This window comes from Streptomyces sp. NPDC008313 (assembly GCF_042956125.1).
GTDB lineage: Bacteria > Actinomycetota > Actinomycetes > Streptomycetales > Streptomycetaceae > Streptomyces.
On record NZ_JBIBFR010000008.1, the window covers coordinates 114,718 to 140,042 of the forward strand.

The 25,325-nt window shown below is 71.3% G+C and carries 15 protein-coding genes and 1 pseudogene; 1 reads left to right on the top strand and 15 read right to left on the bottom strand.

What is annotated here, in order from left to right; translation table 11 throughout:
- Nucleotides 1-64: 64 nt before the first annotated feature.
- From ACFY93_RS12905 to eccD, 8 genes and pseudogenes are all read right to left on the bottom strand, one after another.
- Complete coding sequence (locus ACFY93_RS12905) at nt 65-442, bottom strand: hypothetical protein (protein ID WP_391357024.1); 378 nt, start codon at nt 440-442, stop codon at nt 65-67.
- A 3-nt stretch (nt 443-445) separates the two neighbouring features.
- Complete coding sequence (locus tag ACFY93_RS12910) at nt 446-901, bottom strand: YbaB/EbfC family nucleoid-associated protein (protein WP_391357026.1); 456 nt, start codon at nt 899-901, stop codon at nt 446-448.
- 68 nt (nt 902-969) lie between these two features.
- Nucleotides 970-4,293: an AAWKG family protein gene (locus ACFY93_RS12915; RefSeq protein ID WP_391357028.1), complete on the bottom strand. Its 3,324-nt coding sequence runs from the start codon at nt 4,291-4,293 to the stop codon at nt 970-972.
- Between the two features lie 194 nt (nt 4,294-4,487).
- A pseudogene (locus ACFY93_RS12920) lies at nt 4,488-4,937 on the bottom strand (type VII secretion system-associated protein); the annotation flags it as partial.
- Nucleotides 4,938-5,032: 95 nt separating this feature from the next.
- Nucleotides 5,033-5,341: a WXG100 family type VII secretion target gene (locus tag ACFY93_RS12925; RefSeq protein WP_391357031.1), complete on the bottom strand. Its 309-nt coding sequence runs from the start codon at nt 5,339-5,341 to the stop codon at nt 5,033-5,035.
- An 82-nt stretch (nt 5,342-5,423) separates the two neighbouring features.
- Entirely contained in the window at nt 5,424-5,759 is a 336-nt protein-coding gene (locus tag ACFY93_RS12930) for a hypothetical protein (RefSeq protein ID WP_391357034.1), read from the bottom strand.
- Nucleotides 5,760-6,110: 351 nt separating this feature from the next.
- Nucleotides 6,111-7,703 carry a type VII secretion protein EccB gene (eccB, locus tag ACFY93_RS12935; RefSeq protein WP_391357037.1) on the bottom strand — a complete coding sequence of 531 codons (1,593 nt, stop codon included), beginning with the start codon at nt 7,701-7,703 and terminating at the stop codon, nt 6,111-6,113.
- 37 nt (nt 7,704-7,740) lie between these two features.
- Nucleotides 7,741-9,147 carry a type VII secretion integral membrane protein EccD gene (eccD, locus tag ACFY93_RS12940; protein ID WP_391357039.1) on the bottom strand — a complete coding sequence of 469 codons (1,407 nt, stop codon included), beginning with the start codon at nt 9,145-9,147 and terminating at the stop codon, nt 7,741-7,743.
- A 326-nt stretch (nt 9,148-9,473) separates the two neighbouring features.
- Between eccD and eccCa the strand changes: the two genes are divergently transcribed.
- Nucleotides 9,474-13,541 carry a type VII secretion protein EccCa gene (gene eccCa / locus ACFY93_RS12945; RefSeq protein ID WP_391357041.1) on the top strand — a complete coding sequence of 1,356 codons (4,068 nt, stop codon included), beginning with the start codon at nt 9,474-9,476 and terminating at the stop codon, nt 13,539-13,541.
- A gap of 41 nt (nt 13,542-13,582) precedes the next feature.
- Here eccCa and ACFY93_RS12950 read toward each other — a convergent pair whose 3' ends face one another.
- The 7 genes from ACFY93_RS12950 to ACFY93_RS12980 form a co-directional block, all read right to left on the bottom strand.
- Nucleotides 13,583-14,803 carry a S8 family serine peptidase gene (locus tag ACFY93_RS12950; protein ID WP_391357365.1) on the bottom strand — a complete coding sequence of 407 codons (1,221 nt, stop codon included), beginning with the start codon at nt 14,801-14,803 and terminating at the stop codon, nt 13,583-13,585.
- Nucleotides 14,804-14,832: 29 nt separating this feature from the next.
- Nucleotides 14,833-18,150, bottom strand: a complete 3,318-nt coding sequence (locus ACFY93_RS12955; protein WP_391357044.1) for a right-handed parallel beta-helix repeat-containing protein — start codon at nt 18,148-18,150, stop codon at nt 14,833-14,835.
- Nucleotides 18,151-18,326: 176 nt separating this feature from the next.
- Nucleotides 18,327-19,058 (bottom strand): type VII secretion system-associated protein, encoded by a 732-nt coding sequence (locus ACFY93_RS12960; RefSeq protein WP_391357047.1) that lies wholly within the window; start codon nt 19,056-19,058, stop codon nt 18,327-18,329.
- Between the two features lie 530 nt (nt 19,059-19,588).
- Nucleotides 19,589-20,248 (bottom strand): GNAT family N-acetyltransferase, encoded by a 660-nt coding sequence (locus tag ACFY93_RS12965; protein WP_391357050.1) that lies wholly within the window; start codon nt 20,246-20,248, stop codon nt 19,589-19,591.
- A 275-nt stretch (nt 20,249-20,523) separates the two neighbouring features.
- Nucleotides 20,524-21,339, bottom strand: coding sequence for an SDR family NAD(P)-dependent oxidoreductase (locus ACFY93_RS12970; protein ID WP_391357053.1), 816 nt, complete (start codon nt 21,337-21,339; stop codon nt 20,524-20,526).
- Nucleotides 21,340-21,509: 170 nt separating this feature from the next.
- Nucleotides 21,510-22,829 (bottom strand): ricin-type beta-trefoil lectin domain protein, encoded by a 1,320-nt coding sequence (locus ACFY93_RS12975; protein WP_391357056.1) that lies wholly within the window; start codon nt 22,827-22,829, stop codon nt 21,510-21,512.
- Between the two features lie 58 nt (nt 22,830-22,887).
- Nucleotides 22,888-24,861, bottom strand: a complete 1,974-nt coding sequence (locus tag ACFY93_RS12980) for a BREX system ATP-binding domain-containing protein (protein ID WP_391357058.1) — start codon at nt 24,859-24,861, stop codon at nt 22,888-22,890.
- Between the last annotated feature and the right edge of the window lie 464 nt (nt 24,862-25,325).

Genomic DNA, 25,325 nt, shown 5'->3' on the forward strand with positions numbered 1-25,325 from the left:
ACCGTGCGGGCAGGACACAGCGGCCGCTCCCCACGGGGTGTGGGGGCGGCAGACGGCCGCGAGGTCAGCGGCCGCCACGCCGGCCCGAGCCGCCATAGCCGTCCACCCCATGGGTGTTGATGCGGTTGTTGCCCTTCTCGATCTCCTCGATGTTGTGGTCACGGGTGTTCTTCATGAGCTGGACCTGACCCATCGTGGCGTCGGTGATGCTCACGAGGGCGTCCCGAATGGAGATCATGGTGTCCTTGGCGGCCTGCCGCTCCTTCTGCTCCTTCGGCACGGCCTTCTTGGCGAAGTCGCCGATCGTGCCGGGCCAATGGCAGGTGCGCGACACGTCATCGAGGAACTCCTCGGTCATATCCCGGGACAGAGCGGAGATCTCCTCCAACGTCCTTGTCAGAGCCTCGATGCGCTCAGGGTCGGCGTGGTACCGCTGCCCCATCCGTCAGTCCTCCCCGTCCTCGCCGAGCGCGTCCCGCCAGGCGGGGGTCGCCGTCCGGCCGGCCCGGGCCGTTTCCGCGTCGTCCTCCTCCAGCACTTCGGGGCCGAAGATCCGGCCCCAGTCCAGGTCGAAGCCCTTCAACTCCGGTACGGCGGCACTGGGTTCGGTGAACGGAGCCAAGGCCTTCATGACATGGCGGTTCATCTTCACACGCGCTGCCCCCGCCGCCTCCAGGACGCTGGCGGCCAGCTCCTGAGGGGACATGTCCCGGTACTTGTTCTCAAGGAACTCGACCTTGGTCAGCTCACCCTGAGGGCCCGCGGTCGCGCGTACCGCGCGGTCGGAGGAGAGCACCGAGAACGACGTCTCCCGCAGTTCGCGTTCGACGCGTGCGACGCCCTCCCTGACGGACTCGAGTTCGGCCATGGCCTGCTTGAGACGCGCTTCCATCGACTCCATCACGTCATCCGTCCTTCTGTACCGGTCCATGGTCCCGCCATGGTCGTTCTGCCGGATCCTGGTGGAACTCACCGCCCGATGACGGCCGGGGTGCCGCCCTCCTCGGTGCCCCAGACGTCCGCGTCCTCCTCGAGATAGTCGGCGGAGCTGGTGGAGGCGCGTTCGGGCTCCGTCCCTTGCACGGGGGAGTGACCGCCCGTTGTCGACACCCGGGAGGCCGGCGCCAGGAACGTGTCGTCGTCCTCCTGCCGGTTCCACGGACTGCGACGCCGGCGGTTGCGGCGTTCGCTCTCCTCGGCCGCGTCGACGAGAACGGCACGTACCCGCTCACCATTCCCCTTCTCACCACCCGCTCCCATGCCACCCATGCCGCCCATCGGCGATCCGGGGGTACCGGGAACGCCCGGGGCGCCGGGTGTGCCGGGTGCGGACGGAGCGAACGGCTGGAGGACGTCGTCGGGGGAGCCACCCGACCCGGGCGTACCGCCGGGAGCGCCGGAGAGATCCGGCGGGGAGTAGCTCGCCCGTGACAGGCTGCCGCCGCCTGCGGTGCCGATGCCGCCCCCGCCCCCGCCGCCGAGGTCGAGTTCGGGGAAGGTCAGGTTCCGTCCGCTGGCGTCGTCGCCGGTTCGGTCCGGGCCGTCGGGCAGACCGGGGCTGTCGAACCTGTCCGGCCTGCCGGTGTCCGGAAGCGTGTTGAGGTCGCCAAGGTTCACCTTCTCCGTCCTGCCTCGCGGGTCGGTGACCTCGACTGCGCCGGTGTCCGGGTCGATGACCTGTTTGGTGCCGTCGGGGAAGGTGGTGGTCAGTTTGCCGTTCTGGTCCAGGACGGTGGTGGAGCCGTCCGGGTTGGTGACCTTGCCGCCGTGGGTGAGGTCGGTGGTCGTGGTGGTGCCGTCCGGGCGGGTGGTGGTGAGCTGTCCGGTGTCGGGGTCGAAGCTGGTACGGCTCCCGTCCGGGTACGTGGTGGTGAAGTCGCCGCCGTCGAGCACGGTGTGACCGCCCGTCGGGGTCGCGAGGCCGGGCCGTTGGCCCAGGTCGCCGATGTCGCCCGGGCTTCCGGGACCGTTCCGGCCGTTGAGGTCGCCCAGGTCGCCGAGGTGCTGTGTGGTCGTGGTGCCGTCGGGGCGCGTGGTGACCGCCTGGCCGGTGTCCGGGTCGATGACCTGTTTGGTGCCGTCGGGGAAGGTGGTGGTCAGTTTGCCGTTCTGGTCCAGGACGGTGGTGGAGCCGTCCGGGTTGGTGACCTTGCCGCCGTGGGTGAGGTCGGTGGTCGTGGTGGTGCCGTCCGGGCGGGTGGTGGTGAGCTGTCCGGTGTCGGGGTCGAAGCTGGTACGGCTCCCATCCGGGAAGCCGGTGGTGAGCCTGCCGTCGCCGAGCTGAGTGCTGCCGCCGGTCGGAGTCCTCAGGGAGCCGCCGTTGAGGCCGCCGATGCTGCCCAGGCTCTGGGTGATCGGGGGCGGGGCGCCGGGACCTTGCGGATCACTGATGCCGGGCGCGTCCGGAGCCCTGACATGGAACGCGGACTGCGGGTCCGGCAGGCCGTTGGGCAGGCTGACCTTCCGCTGAACGGATTCGTCGCCGCCGGGGCTGCCGGGGTCGTTGAGGCCGGGGATGCCGTTGGGCCAGGTGACCCTCTGCTGACCGGGTTCGCCGCCGCCGGGGACGCCCGCTCCGCCGAGGTCGGACGTGCCTCCGGGGCCGTTCAGTCCGAGGAGACTTCCCCGGTCGAGCGTGCCCGAACCGCGCGGCACACCGCCGCCACCGGGAGCGTCGTCGGGGTCGTTGAGGCCGGGGACGCCGTTGGGCCAGGTGACCCTCTGCTGACCGGGTCGGCTGCTGTCGCCGGGGTTGCCGGGACCGTTGAGGTTGGGAATGTTGCCCAGGTTGTTCAGGTCGGGGCCGTTGCCCGGTCCGTTGAGGTTGGGAATGCTGCCCAGGTTGTTCAGGTCGGGGCCGTTGCCCGGTCCGTTGAGGTTCGGGATGTTGCCCAGATTGCTCAGGTCCGGCAGCTCGGGCCACTCGGGCGGGTCCGGCCACTCGGGCGGGTCGGGCCACGGAGGAGGCTGGTTGTCACCGCCGGGCCATCCGGTCTTCCACCACGGGTCCTGACCGGGCCCACCTGGGGGGTTCCCCAGCCCGTTTCCCGGGCCCCCGGTCGACTTGGGCTCGGGCAGGTTCTCCGAGAAGTCCTTGCTCAGGTCCAGGAAGTGGTTGTTCAGGTTGGACCGCACCGTGTTCGCCGGCGTGCCCAGATACGCGTCGATGCCCTGGTACCAGACCTTGACGGCCTTGTCGCCGACCTTCCCCCAGCTCGCCATGTCGCTGAGATCGCCGTACTCCGGATGCGCGTCCGTGAAGCCCGGCTGCGGCTCGTGGGAGACCGTGTTCGGACGATCCTTGCCACGGCCGGTTTCCACCACGATGTCGGTCCTGCGGACGTTGTTCTCGTCCACCCAGCGGGCGAGCTCGTCCAGGACGTAGCGCAGTACCTGATGAGGATCGTAGTACGGGGAGTTGGCCCAGGCCAGCCAAGCCTCCAGCAACTGCTTGGCAGAGTCCTCCAGGTACGTGCGGCCCAGCGACAGAGCCCGCGAGTACACCGTGTTGCCGGTGCCGGTCGCACCACCCCCGCCGACCTTGGTGTCGAACGTCTCCACGTAACCGTCGTAGTTCTGCCGGATCTTCTTCAGCAGGTCGCGGAAGACCTCTGCCGCCGCACCCTTCCAACTCGCGTCTTCCCGGCCGAACCGGTCCTCCCAGTCCTTGACCACCACCGCCTGGTCCCTGAAGAACTTCGCGGCGAAGTCGAAGGAGTCCCCGGTGGTGGTGAAGGAACCGAGGTCCACCACATCGGCGTCGGGCACACTCAGGTCGCCGAACCGGACGTCCTGCGTGCCTCCGGCCAACAGGGCGAGGAGCGCCGCCCGCGGCCCGTTCATGTACCGGGCGAGCGGGACGGTACTCATCTCGTCCTTGTTGTAGTCCCTGAATTCGTTGCCTTCCCGGACGTTGGCGTCGCGGACGTTGTCGGATCCCGGGTCGGCGAAGACGATGTTGTTGCCGTCCTTCACCCGGCCCTCGAAGACGATCCGGGCCTGCATGATCTTGTCCGACTTGCCGCTCTTGAAGAACCAGATGTCGTAGTCTTCGCCGTCGTTCGTCAGGAAGCCGGACTCCATGGCATCGCCGAGCTTCCGCTCCTGGATGTCCATCCGGAAGAGCTTGCCGCCCTTGCTGGACCGGAGCTTGTCGAAGACGATGTTGCGGTCAGGTACCGGGTAGCCGGTGAGGTGGATGACCAGGGTGGCCCAGGGATCGCTCGACGGATCGTCGGAGTCGTCGAACTTGCCGAGATTGGCGGCGGAGTCGGGATCGTAGCGATCGGCCACCGGGCACCCTTTCTGATCGGTCCTTCAACTGTCACGTCGTCCGCCGGCCGGGGCTCCTGGACTCCCGCCGGCCGGCCGTGCGCGGAGGGGACTCAGGAGCCGTTGTCGCCCTTGCCCGAGCCACCCTTGCCCGAGCCACCCTTGTCGTCGTCGCGGTCCTGTTCGCCGCCCCCGTCGGGGTCGTCCGTCCCCGGGCCACCGCCCCCGCCGGTGAGCGCGTACACCTCACCGAGGGTCTGCAGCAGCATCTGGGCGTCGATCGCGGCCAGGTTCTTGCCCTTGGTCTTGTTGGCCTCGTCGATGGTTTCGGTGAGCGCCTGCTTCAGCTCCTTGAACAGGTTGATCTGGTCATCGAGCAACTTGTCGATGGTCGTGGCCGCCTGCTTGACGCCCTCGAGCAACGTCGGCCCCGAGACCAGAGGCTCCTTGACCATCTTGCCGAGGCGCAGCAACTGCGTGTCCGGGTCGGGGTTCTCCGGGGTGGTGTGCCCGTCGACGAGATCGCCGAGCGGACGGATGTGGGCCCCGTCGCCCTCCTCGCGGTGCTTCTTCGCGGCGAGGTACACCGGATGCACCTCCTGGTCCCGGAAGTGCTCCATCTGCTTGAGGTCGAAATGCCTGACGTCGACCTTCTCACCGGCCATGGGACGCTCTCCTGCCGCCCGGGGGCGGATGACGGTGCGGATGACGGTACGGATGTGGCCGTGGCCCGCCCCCTCGGCGCGGGCCACGGCATTCCTCAGCGGGCGCGCACACCGCCCCAGTTGTCGGCACTCCTGTGCTCGTCACGGGAGTGGTTGTTGTGGATGGTGCCCACCAGTTCGCCACTGTCGCCGAGCAGCACGGCCATGTTCTTGGTCGCCTGGTCCCACTGCGCCTGGACCTCGCGGTACATCTGCTGGTCCGCACCCTCCCACGACATGACGAGCGGCTTCAGATCGTCCTCGAGGGTGTTGAGGGCCGTGATGATCTGCCGGGTCTGGTCCGTCAACTCCTCGACGGCGTGACGGACCATGGCGTACTGCACGTCGATGATGCCTTCGGCCACGACGTCTCCTCTCGGGTGACCGGGCGCACTGGCCCGGTGGTCTCACGGGTCGGCCCTGACGAGAAGGCCGGTGGCCGCCGGGTCAGAGCAGTGCTTCGAAGACGCCCCGGCTGGTCTTGCTGTTGAGAACCTCGGTCAGGTCCTGGTTCTCCTTCGCGAGGCGGTTGGCGGACGTCACGTTCTCCTGGAGCGCGTCGATCATCCGCGAGATCTGGATCACGACCTTCTGAGCCTCGGCGTTCCAGCTGCGGAACAGTTTCAGCAGGGCCTGTCCCTCGTCGCCGCCGACGCCCGAACGCGCGGCGATCTCGGCGACGTTGTTCTGAATGCGCTCGACCTGGCTCCGGGCGGACTCCAGGGAGGAAACACCCCCCAAGCCCTTGGCATAGTCCGCTTTCCTCGCGGCGCTGTCCGCCATGTCGCGTTCCCTTCGTTCGGGCGAGTCCGTTGGCATGGTGGCCCGCCGAGAACAGAGGAGAACCGCATTCCACGCGGTGCCGGATCCCCATCGGCTGACCATAACTCTTGTACCTCAGAGAGATTGTTCAAATGTTGCTGCAGGAAGAGAACCGGCCGCCGATCGGGGCGATACGGGGGAAAATTGGGCGTACAGGGGCGATCGAGGGACCTCGGATACGTGCGGCGGACAATGTTTGTGCATTCGACTGGTTCCGCGGAGCTCCGGAGCGATTGCGGGGGCGTCGTCGAGGGTGCCGCACTCGCCCCCTCGGCAGCCCCCGCGGTCATATGCCGTCGGCTTCGAATTCAGTCAGCGTTGTTCTGGCTGTCCGTCCGAATTGCCCGCGCTCTTCGCCTTCTTCCCGGCGCCGTGTCCTCCGCTCCGCTCCGCTCCGCCGGGGGCGTCGCACCGGGGAGCCGTGACCTTGGGCTCCGTGGCGCCCGACGCGGCCGCCGGGTCGAGATCCACGCCGGTCGGCAGAGCCGCGAGCAGCGGCGCCGGAACCGAGTCGACGTCCGCGCGCTCGTACCCCAGCGCCTCCAGCGCGTCCTTGCCGACGACGCGGTACTTCACGCCGTTCTCCGCCACCAGGTAGGTGGTCTCCGCATGGGCGGCCCCGCTCGCGTGCAGCGCCCGTACCAGAGCGCCGCGCCCCGGACGTACCACCGTGGCGCCGACAGGGACGCAGGCCGGCGTCAGAGGCCGACCGGTGCCTTGCGACACCGCGACGGGCGTCAGCTCGGACAGCTGGACGAGCACCGACCCGATCCGGGCACCGCCGTCGTCACCGTCCACCCGCGCGCACAGCGCGCTGCCGCGCGGCACGGACCGGGGGGAGGGCGGCGCGTCCGGCAGCTGTGCGGATTCCGGGGAGTCCCCCTTCTTCGCCCGGTGCTCGCGCAGCGCGTCCGAGCCCAGCACACGTACTTCGGGCGAGCTGCCCTGGTAGGCATCCTTCTGAGTGGCCGGGTCGCCCAGCACCAGGGCGGCGCCGAGCCGGGTCACCGGCACCAGGCCGTCCTCGCGCAGCAGATGGAAGGTGCTGTCGCCGCCGGGCACCTCGACCTTGAACAACTGGCCGATCCGGCTGGCCTCACCGCCGAGCCGGGGACCTTCCTCGCCGCGCCCGGACACCGCGGGCGGGCGCAGGAGGGGGCCGGGGGCCAGGGCGTCGAGGAACGCCGCCGAGACCGGGACCGGCCGCTGGGAGCTGTAACCGAGGGCGTTGCGGGCGGCGGAGGCACGGTCCAGGGGAAGTCTGCTGCCCCGCCACACCAGGTACTCGGTCTTGTCCGGCCCACGGACCAGCACCGCGTGGTCACCGTCGAGATCGCTGGACTTCACCGGCACCCCGGCCACCACGGTGGTGGTCCCCGGCTCGTCCACCTCGGTATCCCCCGCGGTGCCCGAGGTGTCGGGCAGGGCTCCGCCGGGTCCCGTGACGCACACGTGCCAGGGGGAGTCGTCGAGATCGCCGGGTCCGGGAATGGTGTCCGGGGCGCTGGGGACACCGACGGGGGCACCCACTGGAACGTCCCGCAGGGACGCGGTGCGCACGTCCGCGGTCGGCAGGTCGGAGCCTGCGATCAGCCGTGCCGAAGCGTAGTTCAGCACCGGGTGCAGCACATCGTCGGTGCCGGTCCACAGATACCTGGCGCCCGTGTCGCGGTTGACCACCAGGTGCTCACCGTCGCGCCAGCTGTCGTTCCCGCCGGGGCGCAGCAGCCCGTAGACGGTGGCGCCCGCGCCCACGAGAACCGTGATCAGTACGCCGAAGACCACGCCCCGGGTGGTGCGCCCCAGCGGGCTCTCCGGGGCGTCCGGGTCGGCCGTCAGCAGGCCCGAGCTGAGCCTGCCCATCATGAAACCGTGGGCGTGGACCTGATCGCGTTTGGACTGCACGTGCCTTCCTCAACTCGTTTTCCGGGTACCGGTGTGATCAGCCGAACAGACCGCGCAGCCAGCCGAAAAGCCCTGCTGCCCAGAGGGTGAGGGGCAGCAGTGCCACGGCGAACGCGGTGTGCCCCAGCTCCGCCGCGCGGCCCCAGTACGGCAGTACACGACGACCGGGCACCGTCCAGGAGGCGATCACCAGCGCGGCGGCAACGGCCAGCAGCACGGCGAACACCACCACGCGGCCGGTGCTGTCGAGGTCCGCCGCCCAGGCGCGGGCGAGCAGCAGCAGCCCCCAGACGCCGGGTACTGCCAGGGCCAGCCGCTGCCCGATGTGCCCCAGACCACGGCTGTGCAGGAGGAGCAGCAGGCTCAGCGCGAGAGCGGTCAGCACCTCGGGCAGGTTCGGCCGCTCGGCGAGGACCGCCAGGGTGGCGGCCGCGACGACGCCGACGGCGGTGAAGAGCGCGGTGACCCAGCGTCCGGCCAACTCGGTGCGCTCGGCGACCTCGTCGCCCGCATAGGGCTCGATGCCCTCCTGGAGCTGCGCGGCGGAGGACGGCAGAGCGGGTATTCGCATCCCGGCCAGCTTGAAGGCGAACGGTGCCACCGTGCCGGAGGCCAGCGCGACCACCGCGGCCACCAGCGCTGCCGAGGCCGGCACGGTCAGGTGGGTATACCCCATCAGGGCCCCGGTGACGGCGGCCGCCACCGAGACCACGGCCGTGGCCAGGAGCGCCGGGGCGCCGACCGCGGTGGCAGCCAGCGCGAGGACCGCGCCGCCCGCGCCCGCGGCGCCCGCCGCGAGCAGCCGCGCCCCAGCCGCCCGCGCGGCGTCCGGGCCGGTCAGGTCGCCGCCGACCAGCAGCCAGCCGGACAGCGCCAGGCAGGGCGCGACCAGCAGGGCGAGCGCGGTTGCCGACAGACGGTCGCCGACCGCGCGGCTCGCCGTGCCCGCACCCGCGAGCAGCAGCAGCCCGGCCACCGCCGCGCAGGCGGCCCGGGAGGAGCCGGAGCCGGTCACCCCCGGCCGGACCACCAGGACGAGAGCGGCCACCGCGGTCACCGCCGCGGCTCCCACCAGAAACCCGCGGGCCGCCGCCGGACGCCAGGTGTGCAGTCGTCGGCCCGCGGTGTCGGCTATCCCGTCCACCAGGTCGTCGAGCCTGGCCTCGGGCAGCGCCTCGGTGTGCGGGCGCAGGTGGAGCACGGCGCCGTCGAAGAGCCCGGCGCGGGCAAGGGTGGTCTCCTCGTCGAGCGGGGCGTCGCCCAGCCGCTGGAGCACCCAGCCGGCGTGGTCGAGTCCGGCCTCCTCGGCATCCTCACCGACGTAGCGCAGCAGCGTGGGCAGGAGATCGGCGACCGGCACGTCGGCGGGCACGGCCAGATCGACGGAGACGCTCGGCGCACGTACGGTCAGGCGGCACAGTCCGGCCACCGCGCTGTCGGTCATCAGCTGAACTCTCGTCTTCCGTGGAGACTTTGTCGGGGAGGATTTCCCGGAGAGGGAACGTGCGAAGAGTACGGAACGCCCGCGCGGCCGGACAGGGGCCGTGGGGTGAAATCATGTCCGCGGGCCCGGCGACAACCTCTGCCGCGTGGACAGTTCGCGTTTCGTGAATGCACACTACTGCCTGAGCCCGCCGGTTCGTGCCGCGGACCGGACTCTTGTCCGGGACGAAGCCGGCCGACAGGAAACCGACCGACAGGCATTTCCCCCACAGGTGCGCCGGTATTCGGCGCGGGCCGGAAAGCCAGTGAAACCGGAGGTTCTGTTCCGTGAGTGTCGTGCTGTTCCGCCGGCCGGCCCGCAGACGCGGACCGGAGATGCCCGACGGGCAATTGACCCTCCAGGAGCCGCCGGTCCTGGCCGAGACGGTGCCGGACACCACGGCGGTATGGACCTACCTGCCGATGGCACTGATGTCGGTGTCGATGATGCTGCTGTTCCTGCGCCCCGGCGGCGGCAACGGTGCGTTCCTGTACATCGCGATGGGTGTCATGGCCCTCTCCGTCGGTGCCATGCTGCTGGGACAGCTCATGCGCCGCTCCGGCGAGCGCAAGCAGCGTCTGAAGGGGGAGCGCCGTGACTACCTCCGCTATCTGGCGCAGATCCGTCATCGGGTCCGGGTCTCCATCGCCGAGCAGCAGCGGGCCCTCGCCTGGCGCCACCCGGAACCCGCGTCGCTGCGCTCGGTGGCCCGCACCTCGCGGCTGTGGGAACGCCGCCCGGCCGACGAGGACTTCGGCGAAGTCCGGCTCGCGGTCGGCGAGCAGCAGCTCGCACTGACCCTGACCCCGGTCTCCACCCGTCCGGTGGAGGACCTTGAACCACTCTGCGCGCACGCCCTGCGCCGCTTCGTCCGTGCCTACTCCACCATCCCCGAGCAACCGATCGCCCTCTACCTCCGCTCCTCGGCCCAGGTATTGCTGCGTCCCGAAGAGGCACCCGGTGACGTGCCGCGCGGGGAGAACGACCGAGGCGGCGACAACGTCGGGCACGGTGAGAATTCGGCAGAAGCCACCGACGCCGTACGTGCCCTGGTCCGAGCCGTGGTCGGCCAACTCGCGGTGTTCCACGCGCCCGAAGACCTGTGGCTCGCCCTCTGTGTGAGCGACGAGCGCCGGCCCGACTGGGAGTGGGCCAAGTGGCTGCCCCACACGCTGCACCCGTACGAGGAGGACGGCGCCGGGCAGGTCCGCCGGATCATCGCCGACCTCACCGAACTGGACGACCTGCTCGGCGTCGAGTTCGCCGAGCGCCCGGGCTTCGACCCGGACGCCCGGCCGGGCCGTGACGAGCCCTTCACCGTCGTCGTCCTGGACGGTGTCACCGTCCCCGAGGGCCACCGGTGGGCGGGACAGGGCTACCGCAACGCCCTGGTGCTCGACGTCTCGGGGGCGCTGCGCTGGCGGCCCGGCCGCAACACGCTGCGGCTGACCGTCGGCCCGGACGTGGTGAGCCTGGTGCGCACCGACCGCAGTCGCAAGGAGCGCTCCGTGCCGCTGGGCCGGCCCGACCGGCTCGGCCCGCCGGGCGCGGAGTCGCTGGCCCGGCTGCTCAGCCCGCGCAGGATCAGCCTGGGCACCGACATCGCGCAGCCGCTGGACGCCGACGTGGAACTGACCACCCTGCTCGGCGTCCCCGACCTGCACCGGCATGATCCGCACGCCCTCTTCGAGGCGCACATCGGCTCCGGGCGGCTGCGGGTGCCGATCGCGGTCGGTGTGGACGGGCGCCCGGTGGAACTCGACATCAAGGAGTCCGCGCAGGGCGGCATGGGCCCGCACGGCATGCTCATCGGCGCCACCGGCTCCGGCAAGAGCGAACTGCTGCGGACCCTGGTGCTCGGCCTGGCCCTGACCAACTCCTCCGAGACCCTCAACTTCGTCCTGGTCGACTTCAAGGGCGGCGCCACCTTCCTCGGCCTGGAGGAACTCCCGCACACCTCCGCCGTCATCACCAACCTCGCCGACGAGGTCGACCTGGTGGAACGCATGCAGGACGCCCTGCACGGCGAACTCATACGACGGCAGGAGCTGTTGCGCGCGGCAGGCAACTACACCTCGGCGCTGGAGTACGAGCGGGCACGTGCCGCCGGGGCCGGCCTCACCCCGCTGCCGAGCCTTTTCGTGGTGGTCGACGAGTTCAGTGAACTCCTGGCCGCGCACCGGGAGTTCATGGACCTGTTCGTGATGATCGGCCGTCTCGGCCGCTCCCTCGGGGTGCATCTGCTGCTTGCCTCGCAGCGCCTGGACGAGGGCCGCATGCACCAGTTGGAGAGCCACCTCTCGTACCGCATCGGCCTGCGCACCTTCTCGGCGATGGAGAGCCGCGGCGTACTCGGGGTGCCGGACGCCTACGAGCTGCCGGCCCAGCCCGGCAGCGGCTACCTGAAGTCCGGCGTGGAGTCCCTGACCCGGTTCCGCGCGGCCTACTCCTCCGGCACCTACCAGCGACGCAACGGCGCGGTGGCGCAGGCCAGGGTGGCCAGTCAGGTGGTGCCGTGGACCAGCGGCTGGGTGGTGCCCCGGACGCTGGACACCACCCCGGTGCCGGAGCCGGAGACCGAGGAGAGCGGCGACGAGGAGACCCTGCTCGACGTGGCCCTCGGCCGCCTGCGCGACTCCGGTCCCGCCGCCCACCAGGTGTGGCTGCCCCCGCTGGGAGAACCGGTGCCGCTCGACGCCCTGCTGCCCGGCCTCGCCCCCGACCCCGAGCGCGGCCTCACGGCCACAGGCTGGCCCGGAACGGGCAAGCTGCGCGTGCCGGTCGGCCTGGTGGACAAACCCTTCGAGCAGCGCCGCGACCCACTGGTCGTGGACCTCTCCGGAGCCGGCGGACACGTCGCCGTCGCGGGCGGCTCGCAGAGCGGCAAGTCCACTCTCGTCCGCACTCTCATCGCCGCCCTCGCCCTCACCCACACTCCGCAGGAGATCCAGTTCTACTGCCTCGACTTCGGAGGCGGCGGCCTCGCGCAGCTGGCCGGGCTGCCGCACGTCGGTGGCGTCGCGGCGCGGCTCAGCCCGGAGCGGGTGCACCGGGCCGTCGCCGAGGTGATGACCCTGCTCGCCCACCGCGAGCAGTTCTTCGTGGACCACACCCTCGACTCCATGCAGTCCTACCGCCGCCGTCGCGCCGCGGGGGAGTTCCCCGACGAGCCCTTCGGCGACGTCTTCCTGGTGGTCGACGGCTGGTCCACGGTCCGCCAGGACTACGACGACCTGATCCCCAAGTTCAACGAGATCGCCGCCCGCGGCCTCAACTACGGCATCCACCTCATCGTCGCCACCACCCGGTGGGTGGAGCTGTCCGCCCAGGTCCGTGACCAGGCCGCCACCCGGCTGGAACTGCGGATGGGCGACCCGATGGACTCCGAGACCGACACCCGCAAGGCACGCACGGTGCCGCGCAGCGGCGGTCGCGGCATCACGGCCGACAGCAAGATGCACTTTTTGGCCGCCTTGCCCCGACTGGACGGCAGCGGGTCCCTCGACGACCTCGGCGACGGTGTCGGCGACCTGGTCACCCGGGTCGCCCGGCACTGGTCCGGCCCGGTGGCCCCGCAGGTCCGGATGCTGCCGCACCGGCTCCCGCTCGCCGAACTTCCCGCGCCCCTGCCCACCGAGGGCGGCGGCATGCGTCTGCCGCTCGGCATCGACCAGGACGCCCTGGAACCGGTCTGGCACGACTTCAGCCGCACCCCGCACCTGATCGTGGTCGGCGACACGGAGAGCGGCAAGACCAACCTGCTGCGTCGCGTCACCGCGGGCATCACCGCCCGCTACACCCCGGACGAGGCGAAGATCATCGTGGTGGACTACCGCCGTACCCTGGTGGACAGCGTCCCCGAGCAGTACCGCATCGGCCACGTGATCTCCCTGGACAACCTCAAGGAAACCGTCGAGGGCGCGGCCCGCGCGCTCAGGACCCGGGTCCCGGGCGCGGACATCGCCCCGGCCCGCATGCGCCGGTGCGACTGGTGGACCGGCCCACGGCTGTTCGTCCTGGTCGACGACTACGACATGGTCGCCAACAACACGTTCGAGAGTCCTTTCGAGCCGCTCTTCGAGTATCTGACGCTCGGCTTCGAGACCGGCCTGCACATGGTCGTGGCCCGCGGCGCCATGGGCGCCGGCCGCAGCCTCGGCGACGCGCTCCTGCGCCGCCTGGACGAGGCGAACAATCCCGCCCTCCTGCTGTCCTGCCCGCCGTCGGAGGGCCGCCTCTTCGGCGATGCCAAGCCTCTCGCCCTTCCGCCCGGGCGAGCCCTTCACATCGCCCGCCGGCGGCAGCGGCTGGTACAGACGGCGCTCATGGAGGAGCTCCAGGGACAGCAGGACTGAGGGACGCGGGCGACCCGGGCCCCCGTCCCCGGACCGTGGACCTACGCTTCTGGCTGTTCCCGCTCCGGCCCGCCCGCTTCTGCCGGACGCCATCCCCGGGCGCGGGCCGTACGAAGGACGAAAGCGGCCCAGAGGACGACGAGAACGCCGGCGCCACCCAGGAGAACGAGGAGGGTGGCGCGTGCCACCGTGCGGTCGGCCGCGGAGGTCTCCGGGACGGCCACGGGATCCGCGGCGCGTTCGGCGTCGGCGGACGCACCCGGCATACCGAGGACCGTGGTGACGGCCGCGTAAGGGTCCAGCTGCGGAATGTCGGCAGGGTAGGCGGTGGCGGTCAGCCGGCGGGCGACGGCACCGGCGGAGTCGTCGGGGTGGGCGGCACGGACCGCCGCGGCGGCCCCGGCGGCGTACGCCGTGGCCACCGGGGCTCCGTCGCCCAGGTAGTGGCCGTTGCCGCGCGGGCCGCCGGAGACGACCCCGTACGCGGGGGCGACCAGGTCGATGCCGTCCGTGCGCGGGGCGTCGTCCGGACGGCTGCCGTCGGCGAGCATGCCGGCGACCGAGAGGACGCCTGGCTCGCCCGCGGGCCAGTAGGTGCGGAAGGGCGGCTCGCCGCTCCCCCCGCGGGGCGGGTCGGGCGCCGCGGCGGCGACCACCACAGCGCCCGCCCGGCGCGCCTCGGCGACCGCACGGGTCAGCTCCGCGTCACGGTCTGACAGCGCGACGGCGACCGCGATCACACCGGCCCGGGCGTCGGTCGCCTCGCGTACCGCCGCGGTGACCAGAGCGGGGTCGGGCTCACCGAACCGGCTTGTGCCGCGCAGGGCCAGGATCCGTGCCCCCGGGGCGACCCCGGCCAGGTGCGGATGGTCTCCACCGGTTCCGGCGATCAACCCGGCCAGGAAGGTGCCGTACCCGACGCAGTCCTCGGCGGCCGCCCCCCGGGAGGTGACCCGGTCGCCGAGCCCGACGGCGCCGGGGACGACCCCGGTGCCGATCAGGGCCACGGTGACGCCGGCGCCGGTGCTGTGCGCACGGGACCGGTCCAGGTCGAGGCGCTGGCGGGACCAGTCCGGCTGCTTCGCGCGCTCGGCGGAGGCGGGGGTGCAGGCCTCCGTGCCGTCCGGATCGAGCGCGGACGGCATGCGGGGCAGTTGCTGGCCCTTGTCGCCGTCGGCCGCCACCACGGGCGTCAGGGGCTCTGTCCAAGCAGGAACGGCCGCGGACAACAGCAGAGCGGCGGCGAGGCCGGCACCGGACATCAGACGGGCGGCCTTGCGGGTGTGCCGCGTCACCGCGCCACACCCCCCGACGCGGCGGCCGCGACATCCTCCGGCAGCAGCAGACGCAGCTCGTCCAGTGTGGGCACGGACACCGAGCTGAGCCGTCGCGCCTGCCGGGTCACCATCGACTCGACCACCTGGCGGGCCAGGCGCGCGTTGCCGAAGGAACGGTCCCGGGGCAGTGAGTCGAAGTACTCCATGAGCAGCGGGCCGGTGCCGGGCCCGCACTCGTAGCCCATGGCCGTGGCCCGGCCCCGCACGATGGTGACCAGTTCGTCGGAGGAGTAGTCGGCGAAGGCGATCCGCCGCGGGAAACGGGACGACAGGCCGGGGTTGGACGCGAGGAAGCGTTCCATCTCCTCGGTGTAACCGGCGACGATGACGACGACCTCGTCGCGGTGGTCCTCCATCAGCTTCAGCAGCGTGTCCACCGCCTCCTGTCCGAAATCGGCGCCGCCGCCGCGTGGGGTGAGGGTGTAGGCCTCGTCGATGAACAGCACGCCGCCGCGTGCGCGTTCGAAGACCTCGCGGGTGAGCTGGGCGGTGTGGCCGATGTAGCGGCCGACCAGGTCGGCGCGGGCCGCCTCGATCAGCTGGCCCTGCCGGAGGATACCGAGCCGGGTGAGGATCTCCCCGTAGAGGCGGGCGACGGTGGTCTTGCCGGTGCCGGGTGGACCGGTGAACACCAGATGGTGGCTGAGCGAGGGTACCGGCAGTCCTGCCGCGGCTCGATGGCGGGCCGTGGTGATGAGATTGACCAGATCCGAGACGTCGCGCTTCACCTCGGCCAGTCCGATCATGTCGCCGAGGCGGGTCAGCGGGTCGTCGTCCGGGTCCGCGGTCCCGGCGGCCCGCTCGGCGGCGGTGTCGGAGACGTCCTCCGGCAACAGCAGCCGCAGGTCCCCCTCACCGACCTGCCGCCGGGCCGCGAGCCGGACCGCCTGCCGGTCCACCATCTCCTCGAACACCCCTCGTGCGGCCCGGCCGTTGCCGAAACCGGCGTCCCGCGGCATCGCCTCGAAGTGCGCGGCCAGGGCCGCCGCGGTGCCCTCGCCCAACTCGTACTGGTGCCGGCCGCACATGTTCTCCATGATGGCGACCAGTTCGGGCACGGAGTAGTTCTCGAACTCGACCGTCCGGGAGAAGCGGGATGCCAGGCCCGGGTTGGAACCGAGGAAGGACCGCATCTGGTCGGTGTAGCCGGCCGCGACCACCACCACGTCGTCGCGGTGGTCCTCCATCAGTTTCAGCAGGGTGTCCACCGCCTCACGGCCGAAGTCGGCGCCGCCGTTGCCGCTGTCCGCCGTGAGGGTGTACGCCTCGTCGATGAACAGCACGCCGCCGAGCGCACGCTCGAAGGTCTCGGTGGTCTTGATCGCGGTGCCGCCGACGATCTGCGCGACGAGGTCGGCACGTGAGACCTCCACCAGATGACCGCTGCGCAACGAGCCGAGCTCGGCCAGGATCTCCCCGTAGAGGCGGGCGACGGTGGTCTTGCCGGTCCCGGGCGGACCGGCGAATATCAGGTGCCGGCTCATGGGCGGAGCGGACATGCCGAGTTGTTCACGGCGCCGGGCGAGCTGGGTGAGGTTCACCAGGGTGCTGACCTGCTGCTTGACGTTCTCCAGGCCGATCAGCGCGTTGAGGGCACCGAGCGGCCCGTCCGCGCGGTCCGGTGCCGGTGAGTCCGCGGCGCCGGCGCCGGCCGGGTCGGTGTTCTCGGCACTGCCGGTGCCCCAGGCGTCCCGCTTGCCGTTGCCGGTGCTGGTCCAACCCTCCACGGCGAGCCGTTCGCCGGGCGCGGTCTGCACCAGTCCTCCGCCGCCGTTCTCCCGGGCGAGGCAGTTCACGAGGGAGACCGGCGCCGTGGACTCCACCCGGAAGCCGTCCCGGGCCCCGCCGCTGACCTCGCAGCCGCTGAGAGAGGCGAGTGCTCCCTCCTGCAGCAGGACGCCGTGGCCCTTGGCGGCGTGCACGGTGGCGCGGTTGGCGGTCAGTTCGCCGCCCGCGGTGACCAGCACGCCCTCCTCGCCGCACATCTCGACGCGGAAGTCGCGCACGGTGACGCTGCCCCCCTCCTCCACCACCAGGCCGTTGGCCGCGGTGTCGGAAACCCCGCCGCCGGCCAGGTAGAGCGTGCTGTCCGAGCCGACCCGCACCCCCGCGTCCTTCGGCCGGACGATCTCGCAGTCCTCGACGCGTCCGCGGGCCCCCTGGGTGGCCGTGATGCCGTCGCCCGAGGGCTCCACCAGCCGGGCCCGGCGCAGCAGCGGGTTGGCGCCGTCGTGTACGGCGATCGCGGGCGAGCCGCCGTTCACCTCCAGGTGGTCCAGTTCCGCCGCGGAGTCCTCCTCCAGAAGCAGCCCGGCTCCCTCGCAGCCGCGCACCGACAGACCGGTCAGTGCCGGGGAAGCGGCCCCCGCGACGCGCAGGGCCGCGCCCTGCGCGCCGTCCACCCAGCAGTCCTCGAACGTGCCGCGCGCCCGGTCGGTGACCAGCACGCCGTGACCACGGGTGCGCGAGACACGGCAGCGGCGCAGCACCGGGTCGGTGCCCTGGGCCAGAGTGATCCCGTTCACCGAGGCCCCGCTGACGCGGACATCCTCCAGCGTCGTACGGCCCGCGCTGCTCAGGTGCACACCGGTGCTGGTGTCGTGCACCACGGTGCGTGACACCGTCAGGGCGCTGTTCTGTTCCAGGGCGAGAGAGGGTTTGTCCGTGGAGGAGATGTCGCAGTCCTCGACGGTGCCGCGCGCCTCGCCGTTGGCGAGCACACCGTTGCCACGGGCGTCGCGCACCGTGCAGTCGCGGACGCGGGCCTCGCCCTGTTCCGCGAGGACCAGGGCGCTGGTGCCCAGGTGCTCGAGTGTGCAGGACTCCACGGTGGTGGGCGTGGTGGAGGTGACCACGATGCCCGCCCCCTGGGGGTTGCTGACCCGGCAGTTCCGCAGTGCGAGCGAACCGGTGCCCCCGGCCAGCAGCGCCGTCCACGCGGCGCCCACGACCTCGCAGCCGTCGAGCGCGGCCTGTCCGCGCCGCACGTCCACGGCCGGCTCCTCGGCGTCGTTGCCGCGCAGGGTCAGCTCGGACAGCATCACGGCGTCGGCGCGCAGCGTGAGCACGCTGCCCGAGCGCGGTCGTATCTCGACCGTGCCCGGCCCTTCGGCGGCGGTGAGGGTGACGCGGGTGTGGATCACCATGTTCTCCGTGTACGTCCCGGGCCGGACGCTGATGAGCGCGCCGGTACGGGCAGCCGCGAGTGCCTCACCGATCGTTCTGTAGCGGTCGCGGTCCCCCGGACCGACCGTCAGTACCTGGCGCGACACGCGCCGACCTCCTTGCCACATAGGAGACATGCGGGACGCCCTGCTCGGTCGAGGGCGGGTGTCGGTGAGCCGACGACGCCATCATGCCCTGAGGACGACGCGGCCGCCGCACCCGCCACCGCCGGACCCCCCGGACGGGGACCGGCGGCGCGAACGACCGGCTCGCGAAAGCCGGTTCAACCGTCACTCCCGTCGCCGTGCGCGCCCGTTCCTCCGGGCTGTGGCATCGACGCATCGGGCGGCGGCTCGGGCGAGAGGCCGGGAAGACCGTCCGCCGGCAGCACCAGGGGAGCCACGGCCCCGGCGTTGACCATCATCAGGGTGTCCGAACCGCTCAGTGAGCGGGCCAGCACCCGTGCCGACAGTCTGTCGTGCTGAACCGTCGGGGACATGAACTCATGTTCCGGCGAGGTGAACAGCAGCACGACGGGCGCTCCGTCCGGGCCGGCGGCCGTGAGCGGTTCGCCGTCGGGCCCGCGAACCACCGTGACGTCCGCCTCCACGAGCGCCTCGAGCACCTCGTCCACCGATCCGTATCCCGTGGCGGCCCGCTGCGCCGCTGCGTCCACCGGGTCGGTGGGTTCCGGCCAGCCGAGCACGCGGGCCGAGGGCCGGTACTCCGGGTTGGCGCGAAAGTCCCCCGCATCGCCCTCGTCGTCCGACTGCCATTCCCCCAGTACGGCCCACTGCGGCGGTGTCCCCTCCTCGGTCCACTCCGGGTCCACCACCGCGATCCAGTGCCCCGGTGCCTCACGGGCGACGGTCCGTACGGCCTCGGGTACCTGCGGGACGCCGGCGGGCCGAGTGCCGACGGGTGGTGCCAGGGCGAGGGCCGGGCCGGCGCCCCCGGGTGTCCCCGGCAGGGCGCCGGCCCCGCCTGCCTGCCGGTCACCGGGTCGTGTGTCCATCTGATCCCTTCGGTCGGTACACCATCCTGGGTGCCGGACGACCTGTCCGCGGCACCCGCGCCCATGCCCGCCACCGGTCGGGCACGTCTGTCCCGGGCCGGGCATCCCGGTTGAGCCGACAAGCCCGCCGTACGCGGATGTCCGGCGGGGGAGCGGGATCCGCGTGCCGGCCGAGCGGGCGGCCCGCGTTGACGACGTCGCCGGCCGTGCGCGGCATCCGGCGGTGCCCCGCGGGCCGTGACCGTGACGGGAAGTCACAGGGTCGGTTCACCTCCACCCGGCATCGCCCCGGACCGTTCGTGCGTCGGACCGACGAGTTGGTCACGGGGTCTACGCAGCGCCCGCCGGTCGTGTTGAAGGGCGGGAGAAGAATGTCTGCCGTTCGCGCCGGCTTTCGTGTCCGCCCGCTGCACCTTGACGCCTCCCCGCCCGGCGCGCTCCCGGACGGACACGTCCCGGCACCACCGGTCTCCCAGCTGTGCTGCATGTCCGACGCCGTCACCGCGCACCGCTCCTGAGGAGCACGCGCGTCACGTCCGCAGGCGCCGGACGGCTTCATGCAGCCCTGCGGGGAAGAGGACGTCACGGAGCCGGAGTCGGACCGGCGGGGAAGAACCGCGTGAGCCGTCCACGAGGTGCTCCAGGCGATCGGCGAGGCGTGCCGTCGCCGCGTCGGGAAGCCGGAGAACGTTGGCGGTCGCGAAGCCGGCGCTGTCGCGGCGGAGGTGTCCCGGCGCGTCGTCGGGGCCGAGCCGGATCGTCCGATCGGTGACGGCGAATCCGAGGCGATGGACGAGCAGTCCCATCCCCGCGGAATTGTCCTGATGCACGTAGCCCATGACCGGCTTGCGGTCGGAGTGGGTGACGGAGGCGATCGCGACGGTGCTCAGCAGTGTCCCGAGGCCCCGGCCGCGCAGGGCTGGGGAGAGGTGGAGGCCGCCGAACTCCCACCGGGGGACGGTGTCGAGTTCCTTGCCGTCCGGTTTGACGTAGCAGAGTCCCGCGATCTCTCCGTGACGTTCGACGGCGAGCATCTGATCTTTCTCGACGATTCGCCGGAACGCCGTCGGCGCGAGGGGCAGCATGAACTCACCGAGGTGGGCATGGTGAAACCCGAACGCGGCGTCCAGGTTGGTGCCGGTGACCGTGCCGATGATCAGATCTTCCGATGTATGTGTGGTTGGTTCCACAGACCCTTCTTCCCTACGCAGTGGATGAGTGCAGCCGCAGTCGGATCGCGGTCACCGTGGGCCGCGCACGCGGCGGCCTTTCCGGCCCGGGGATGGCGGTTCTGATCAGGGTGTCCGGAAGACGGCCGTATCGTCCGACGCGGCCGACGGCATCCCACCGCCGGCCGGCTCCTCCACGGGTTCGTGCTCGATCGTCGTCTCGGAAACAGTCCGCCGCGGGCACGCGGTCCCGAGCCACCACCCCCGGCCGGCGTGACCGGCGGCGTGCGCGGACGCTACTGATCGAGGTCCAGCAACTTCACGCTGGCTTCCCAGAGTTCGGTGGCGATGGGCTGGGTCTTGACGGCCCGCATCCTGCGCTTCTCGTAGTATGCGCCGGAGGCCCAGCTCCGGCCCGGCTCGGACGTGGCCAGCCACAGCAGCTGGCCGGCACCCTTGTCGGGCGACTGGAAGAAGAGGCGTGGCACGGGCGACCGGAACAGCGTGCCCACCGGGCTGCGGCTGTTCCTGGCGAAACCCGAGGCCACGCCCCCGGGGTGGAAGGCGACCGCCGACAGCCCGCGGGAGTGGTACCTGCGGTGAAGTTCCTGAGTGAAGAGGATGAGCTCCATCTTGGCGTTGCCGTAGGCGCGCACCGGTGAGTACCGGCGGGAGTTGTTCAGGTCGTCCAGCTCCACCCGCGAGGAGAGCCGGGCGGCGTTGCTGGATGTCTGGACGACCGAGGCGCCGCCGGCGAGCAGGGCGTCGATGAGCAGGTTGGTCAGCAGGAAGTGTGCGAGATAGTTGACCTGGAACGACTCCTCGAACCCGTCGGCCGTGACGGTGCGCTCACCGAGAATCGCTCCCGCGTTGTTCACCAGTACGTCGATCCGGGGATGGCGGACGTTGAGTTCCGAGGCGAGCGCGCGCACGTCGTCCAGCCTGGCGAAGTCGGCGGTGAGGTACTCGGTTCCCAGCTCGTCCGCCACCGTACGGATCTTGTCCGGCGACCGGCCGACCATGACCACGTGGTGCCCGTCGCGTACCAGTTGACGAGCGGCCGAGAGACCGATTCCGTCGCTCGCACCGGTGATGACGATGGTCTTGGGCACGTTCCTGTCCTTCGGTCGGTTGTCGGTTGTCGGTTGTCGGTTTTGGCCCGGGTGTGGTGTGTCGAGGCCGATGCCCGCGGCGCACCGGGAATTCACCCCGCCCGGCGGTGTCCGGGGTGGCCCCGTGCATCCCGTGAGGCCACCCCGGACGACGGGAGCGGTTCAGCCGCTCAGTGCGGCGTGGTGAACCATTCGTGATTGTTCTCGCTCTCCGGGGCACAGGGCCAGACGATCAGATTGCGTGTGGTGCCGTTGGCGGAGTAGGAGTCCAGGCACTGGTTGTCGCTGGCGAGGTTGCGGATCCAGTACTTGCCGTCAGGCTGCTGATCCAGCCACCACAGCTGGTTGTCGGCCATCGAGTTGGTGCAGGGGTACTCCGTCACCCTCGTCCCACCGCCGACCCCGGTGTAGCCGGGCAGGTTGAGGCACATCCGGTCCTTGATGTTGCGTATCAGGAACAACGGCGCGCCGCCCGGGCCCGCATCGCGGTACTGCTGTTCCAGATTCCAGAGCTGGTTGTCGTCCGCGTTGCTGTTGCACGTCGACTGGACGACCTGGCCCTCGGATTTGCCGTTCGAGAAGCCCGGGAGGTCCACGCAGGTGGCATTCGTGTTGTTCTTGATGAGCACCCTGGTCAGTGCGGAGGGCAGGTTGCTCTGCGACCTACGCGCGACCTTTTCCTGTGTGGTCTTCTTCTCCGGGGTCGTCTTGGTCGGGGAGTTGTGGGGCGAGGGGGCGTGCGCGCCGGGCGCGCCGTTCCGCACCGGCGTTTCCTTCTTCGCTCCGGTCCTCTTCTCGGGTTCCTTCCCTGTCTTCTTCGAGGACGGGGATTCCGCGACGAAGGCCCCGGGAGGCGCGTCGCCGCTGTCGAGCAGGGTGTCGGACGAACCAGCGCCGGCGACCTTGTCGCCGTGCTTGTCCTTGTCGTTGGTGGTCACCGTGATCAGCAGCGGTACGGCGATGAGGATCGCGCCCACCATGGCGGCACCGGCGAGCACGGGCTTCTTCGGACGGCCCGGGGCGTCCGTGCCGGAGTCCGGGGGACCGCTGTCGGCACCCGCCGCCGCTGTCGCCGTGGCCCCCTCCGGCCGTCCGTCGCCGGAACCGCTCGCCAGGGTGAGCGCGCGCCAACGTCCCCTGCGCGCGGAACCGGAGGTGGTGCCGGTGTCCGTGTCGGCCCCGGCCGCTGCGGACGCCGGGGCCGGGGCCGCCGTACCGGATGCCGTGCCGCGCGGTATGTCGCCGGCGGTGTCCGGTCCGGAGGACGACGCCACGACGGTGGCGCCTGGCCGGGGCCGCGCCGCTGCTCCACCGGCTGATGTCTCCGTGTCCGCGGTCGGCGCCGCGATCCCCGCAGCGCCGTCATCGCCGGCCCGGACGCTTCCACGGCCGACGACCGGGGTCTCGCGGGCCGGGGTTCCGGGGGCGGCGACCTGTGCCTCGCACTGGGCGGAACTCGCGCCCGCCGCTGCCTCGTGCTGTTCGGGCATGTGTTTCCTCCTCTGGCTCCGGAGCCGCTGTCCGGGATGGATGGATGGTGCGGAAGCGTCAGTGTTCGTGGTCCGGCAGCGATCGCCCCGGCTGGCTGCAGGTCGCGGCCGGGGCCATGGGGCCGGCCGCGCGCAGATGGTCGTCCAGGCGTCCTGGTTCGGCGTCGCTCCGGCCGGTGAGGGCACGGGCGATCTCGGAATGCAGCAACTGCCTGGACGAGGTGGTCAGCGCGCCCAGCAGCACGTCGTGAACCAGGTCGGGCAGACGGTAGTGGCCGCCGGCACGTACTTCCGGGTCCGCGTGCCAGACGACGAGTCGTCGGGCGACCGAGTCGTCGACCAGCCGCAGCAGTCGCCGGTGTGTCAGGCCCTGGACGTCCGCCAGAAGGCCGATGTCCAGCCGCCCCCCGTCGGCCGCGGCATACGTCAGCATCGTCCTGGCCGGTGCGGGCAGTTGGGCGAGCCGTGCCTGGACGATCCTGCGGACCGCGTCCGGTACCCGCGCGCACGGTCCGGTGCGCTGCCGGGGCGGCAGCTTCAGCAGCTCGTTCAAGACGAACGGATTGCCCTCGCTCCGCCGGTACAGTGCCTGGCTCTCGGCGGGAGAAGCGCCCTCCCCGCGTGCCGCGAGAATCTCGGCCACGTCACCGGACGTCAGGGCTTCTAACCGGAGCCAGCACGTGTCCAGCCGGGCCAGTTCCGCGAGCAGGCCGCTGACCGGGGTGGACTCCGTGTCCCGCAGGGCACACACCACGACGACAGGAACGTCCCGCAGCAGTCTCGCGAGCCGGCGCAACTGGGCGTGCACCTCGGGTGCCGCCCAGTCGAGATTGTCGACCACACACAGTGTGGGCACTCGCGTGACCTCCTGGACGAGCGCGGTGAGTACCTCATCGCCGGGAGGCCTGTCCTGCGTGGCTGTGCCGGGGGCGGGCCGGCGCAGGCCGTCGGCGAGCTGGGTGATCGGACAGCGCAGGGCCACATTGCTGCTGCCGCTCAGCGCGTACCCCCCGCTGGCCCGGGCGACGGCGAACCCGGCCTCGTCGGCCTGCGCGGCGAACTCGTCCAGCAGCCGGGTCTTGCCCGATCCCGGCTCACCCGAGACCACGGCCCACCGGGCGTGGCCGTCGGCCGCGTCGCGCAGCAGGGCATCGAGTTGTGCCGTCTGCTCCGCGCGACCCACGAAGGGTGCCCTGACCACCGGGGGGACGCCGGGCAGTGTCGTGGACGGCCGCGGTGGCCGGGGGATCCCGAGGGAGGCGGTGTCGTGTCGCAGGATCGCGAGGTGCAGGTCGCGCAGGCCGGGGCTCGGGTCGAGGCCCAGGTCCCGGCCCAGCATGGTGCGAAATCGGTCGTACTGACGCAGTGCCTCCACCGGCCGACCAGCGGCGTAGAGGGCACGCATGAGCAGGGACCAGGAGACCTCGCGCAGCGGAGCACTGACAGTGAGCTGCTCGGCGACGTTCACGGCGGGCACGAGGTCACCCTGCCTGATGAGGATCGTCGTCAGGAGCTCTCTGGCGTCCTGGCGGGCCGCGTTGAGGCGTGCGCTCTCCCGCATGGCGAAGGGGTACTCGGCGGCCTCGCCGAGAGCAGGACCCCGCCACAGGCCGAGGGCCGTGTCGATCTCGGTCCGGGCAAGCGGCAGTTGTTCCCGTGCGAGCGCGTCTCGTGCCCGGACCACGTGTGTCTCGAAGGCAGTGGTGTCCCGTGCTTCCCGGGGCACGCACAACGCATAGCCGGCAGCTTCACTGGCCAGTACGGACGATCTGCCCTTGCGGTCCGGGTCCAGAACCGAACGCAGTCGGCTGATGTGGGCGCGGATGGACGACACGGCGGCTGCGGGCTGGTCGTCTTCCCAGAGAGAGTGGCGGAGCTCGGTGAGGGAGACGGGCCGGCCGTCCTCGATGAGGAGTCGGATGAGCAGCAGGCGGCGCTGTCGCGGGCCCAGGTCGAGTGAGTCCTGGCCGTTCTGGACCACGACGGGCCCGAGCATGCCGTACCACATCGTGTGGTCGTGTCCTGGGTTCACTGGGTCAGCTCGTTTCCTGCTGACACCGCGCGCAGGCGTGGTCCTTGATGCGCTGTGGTCGTCAAGGGGATACGCAGGTTCCGGTAGCGACGTTGCGGGTCTCGGTCATGATGCCTCCCGGACCTTGCTCGCAGGTTGTTCCGTTCCTGGGGGACGCGCCCTTCGCAGGGGCGTCCGGTCCCGGAAGGCGGACGGGGCTGGGCCTCAGGACGTAGGCCCGGGACCGGGCGCGCCGGCTGGGCGTCGCGTGCGGGTTCTGGCTCCCGGGACGACAAGTGGTGTGTCATCGAAATCCCTTAGCGACTGTGGGAAGGCCGAAGTGATAAGGAGAGCGGCGCCATCCGTATGCCGAGTCCTCGAGGTTGGACAACGATGTCTCGCACCTGCGGCACGGAGTACCGCTGATGGGCCGGCACTCCGGGCGGCGTCGGCGCCTTGGACGGAGAGGTGCTCACGCAAGGTCT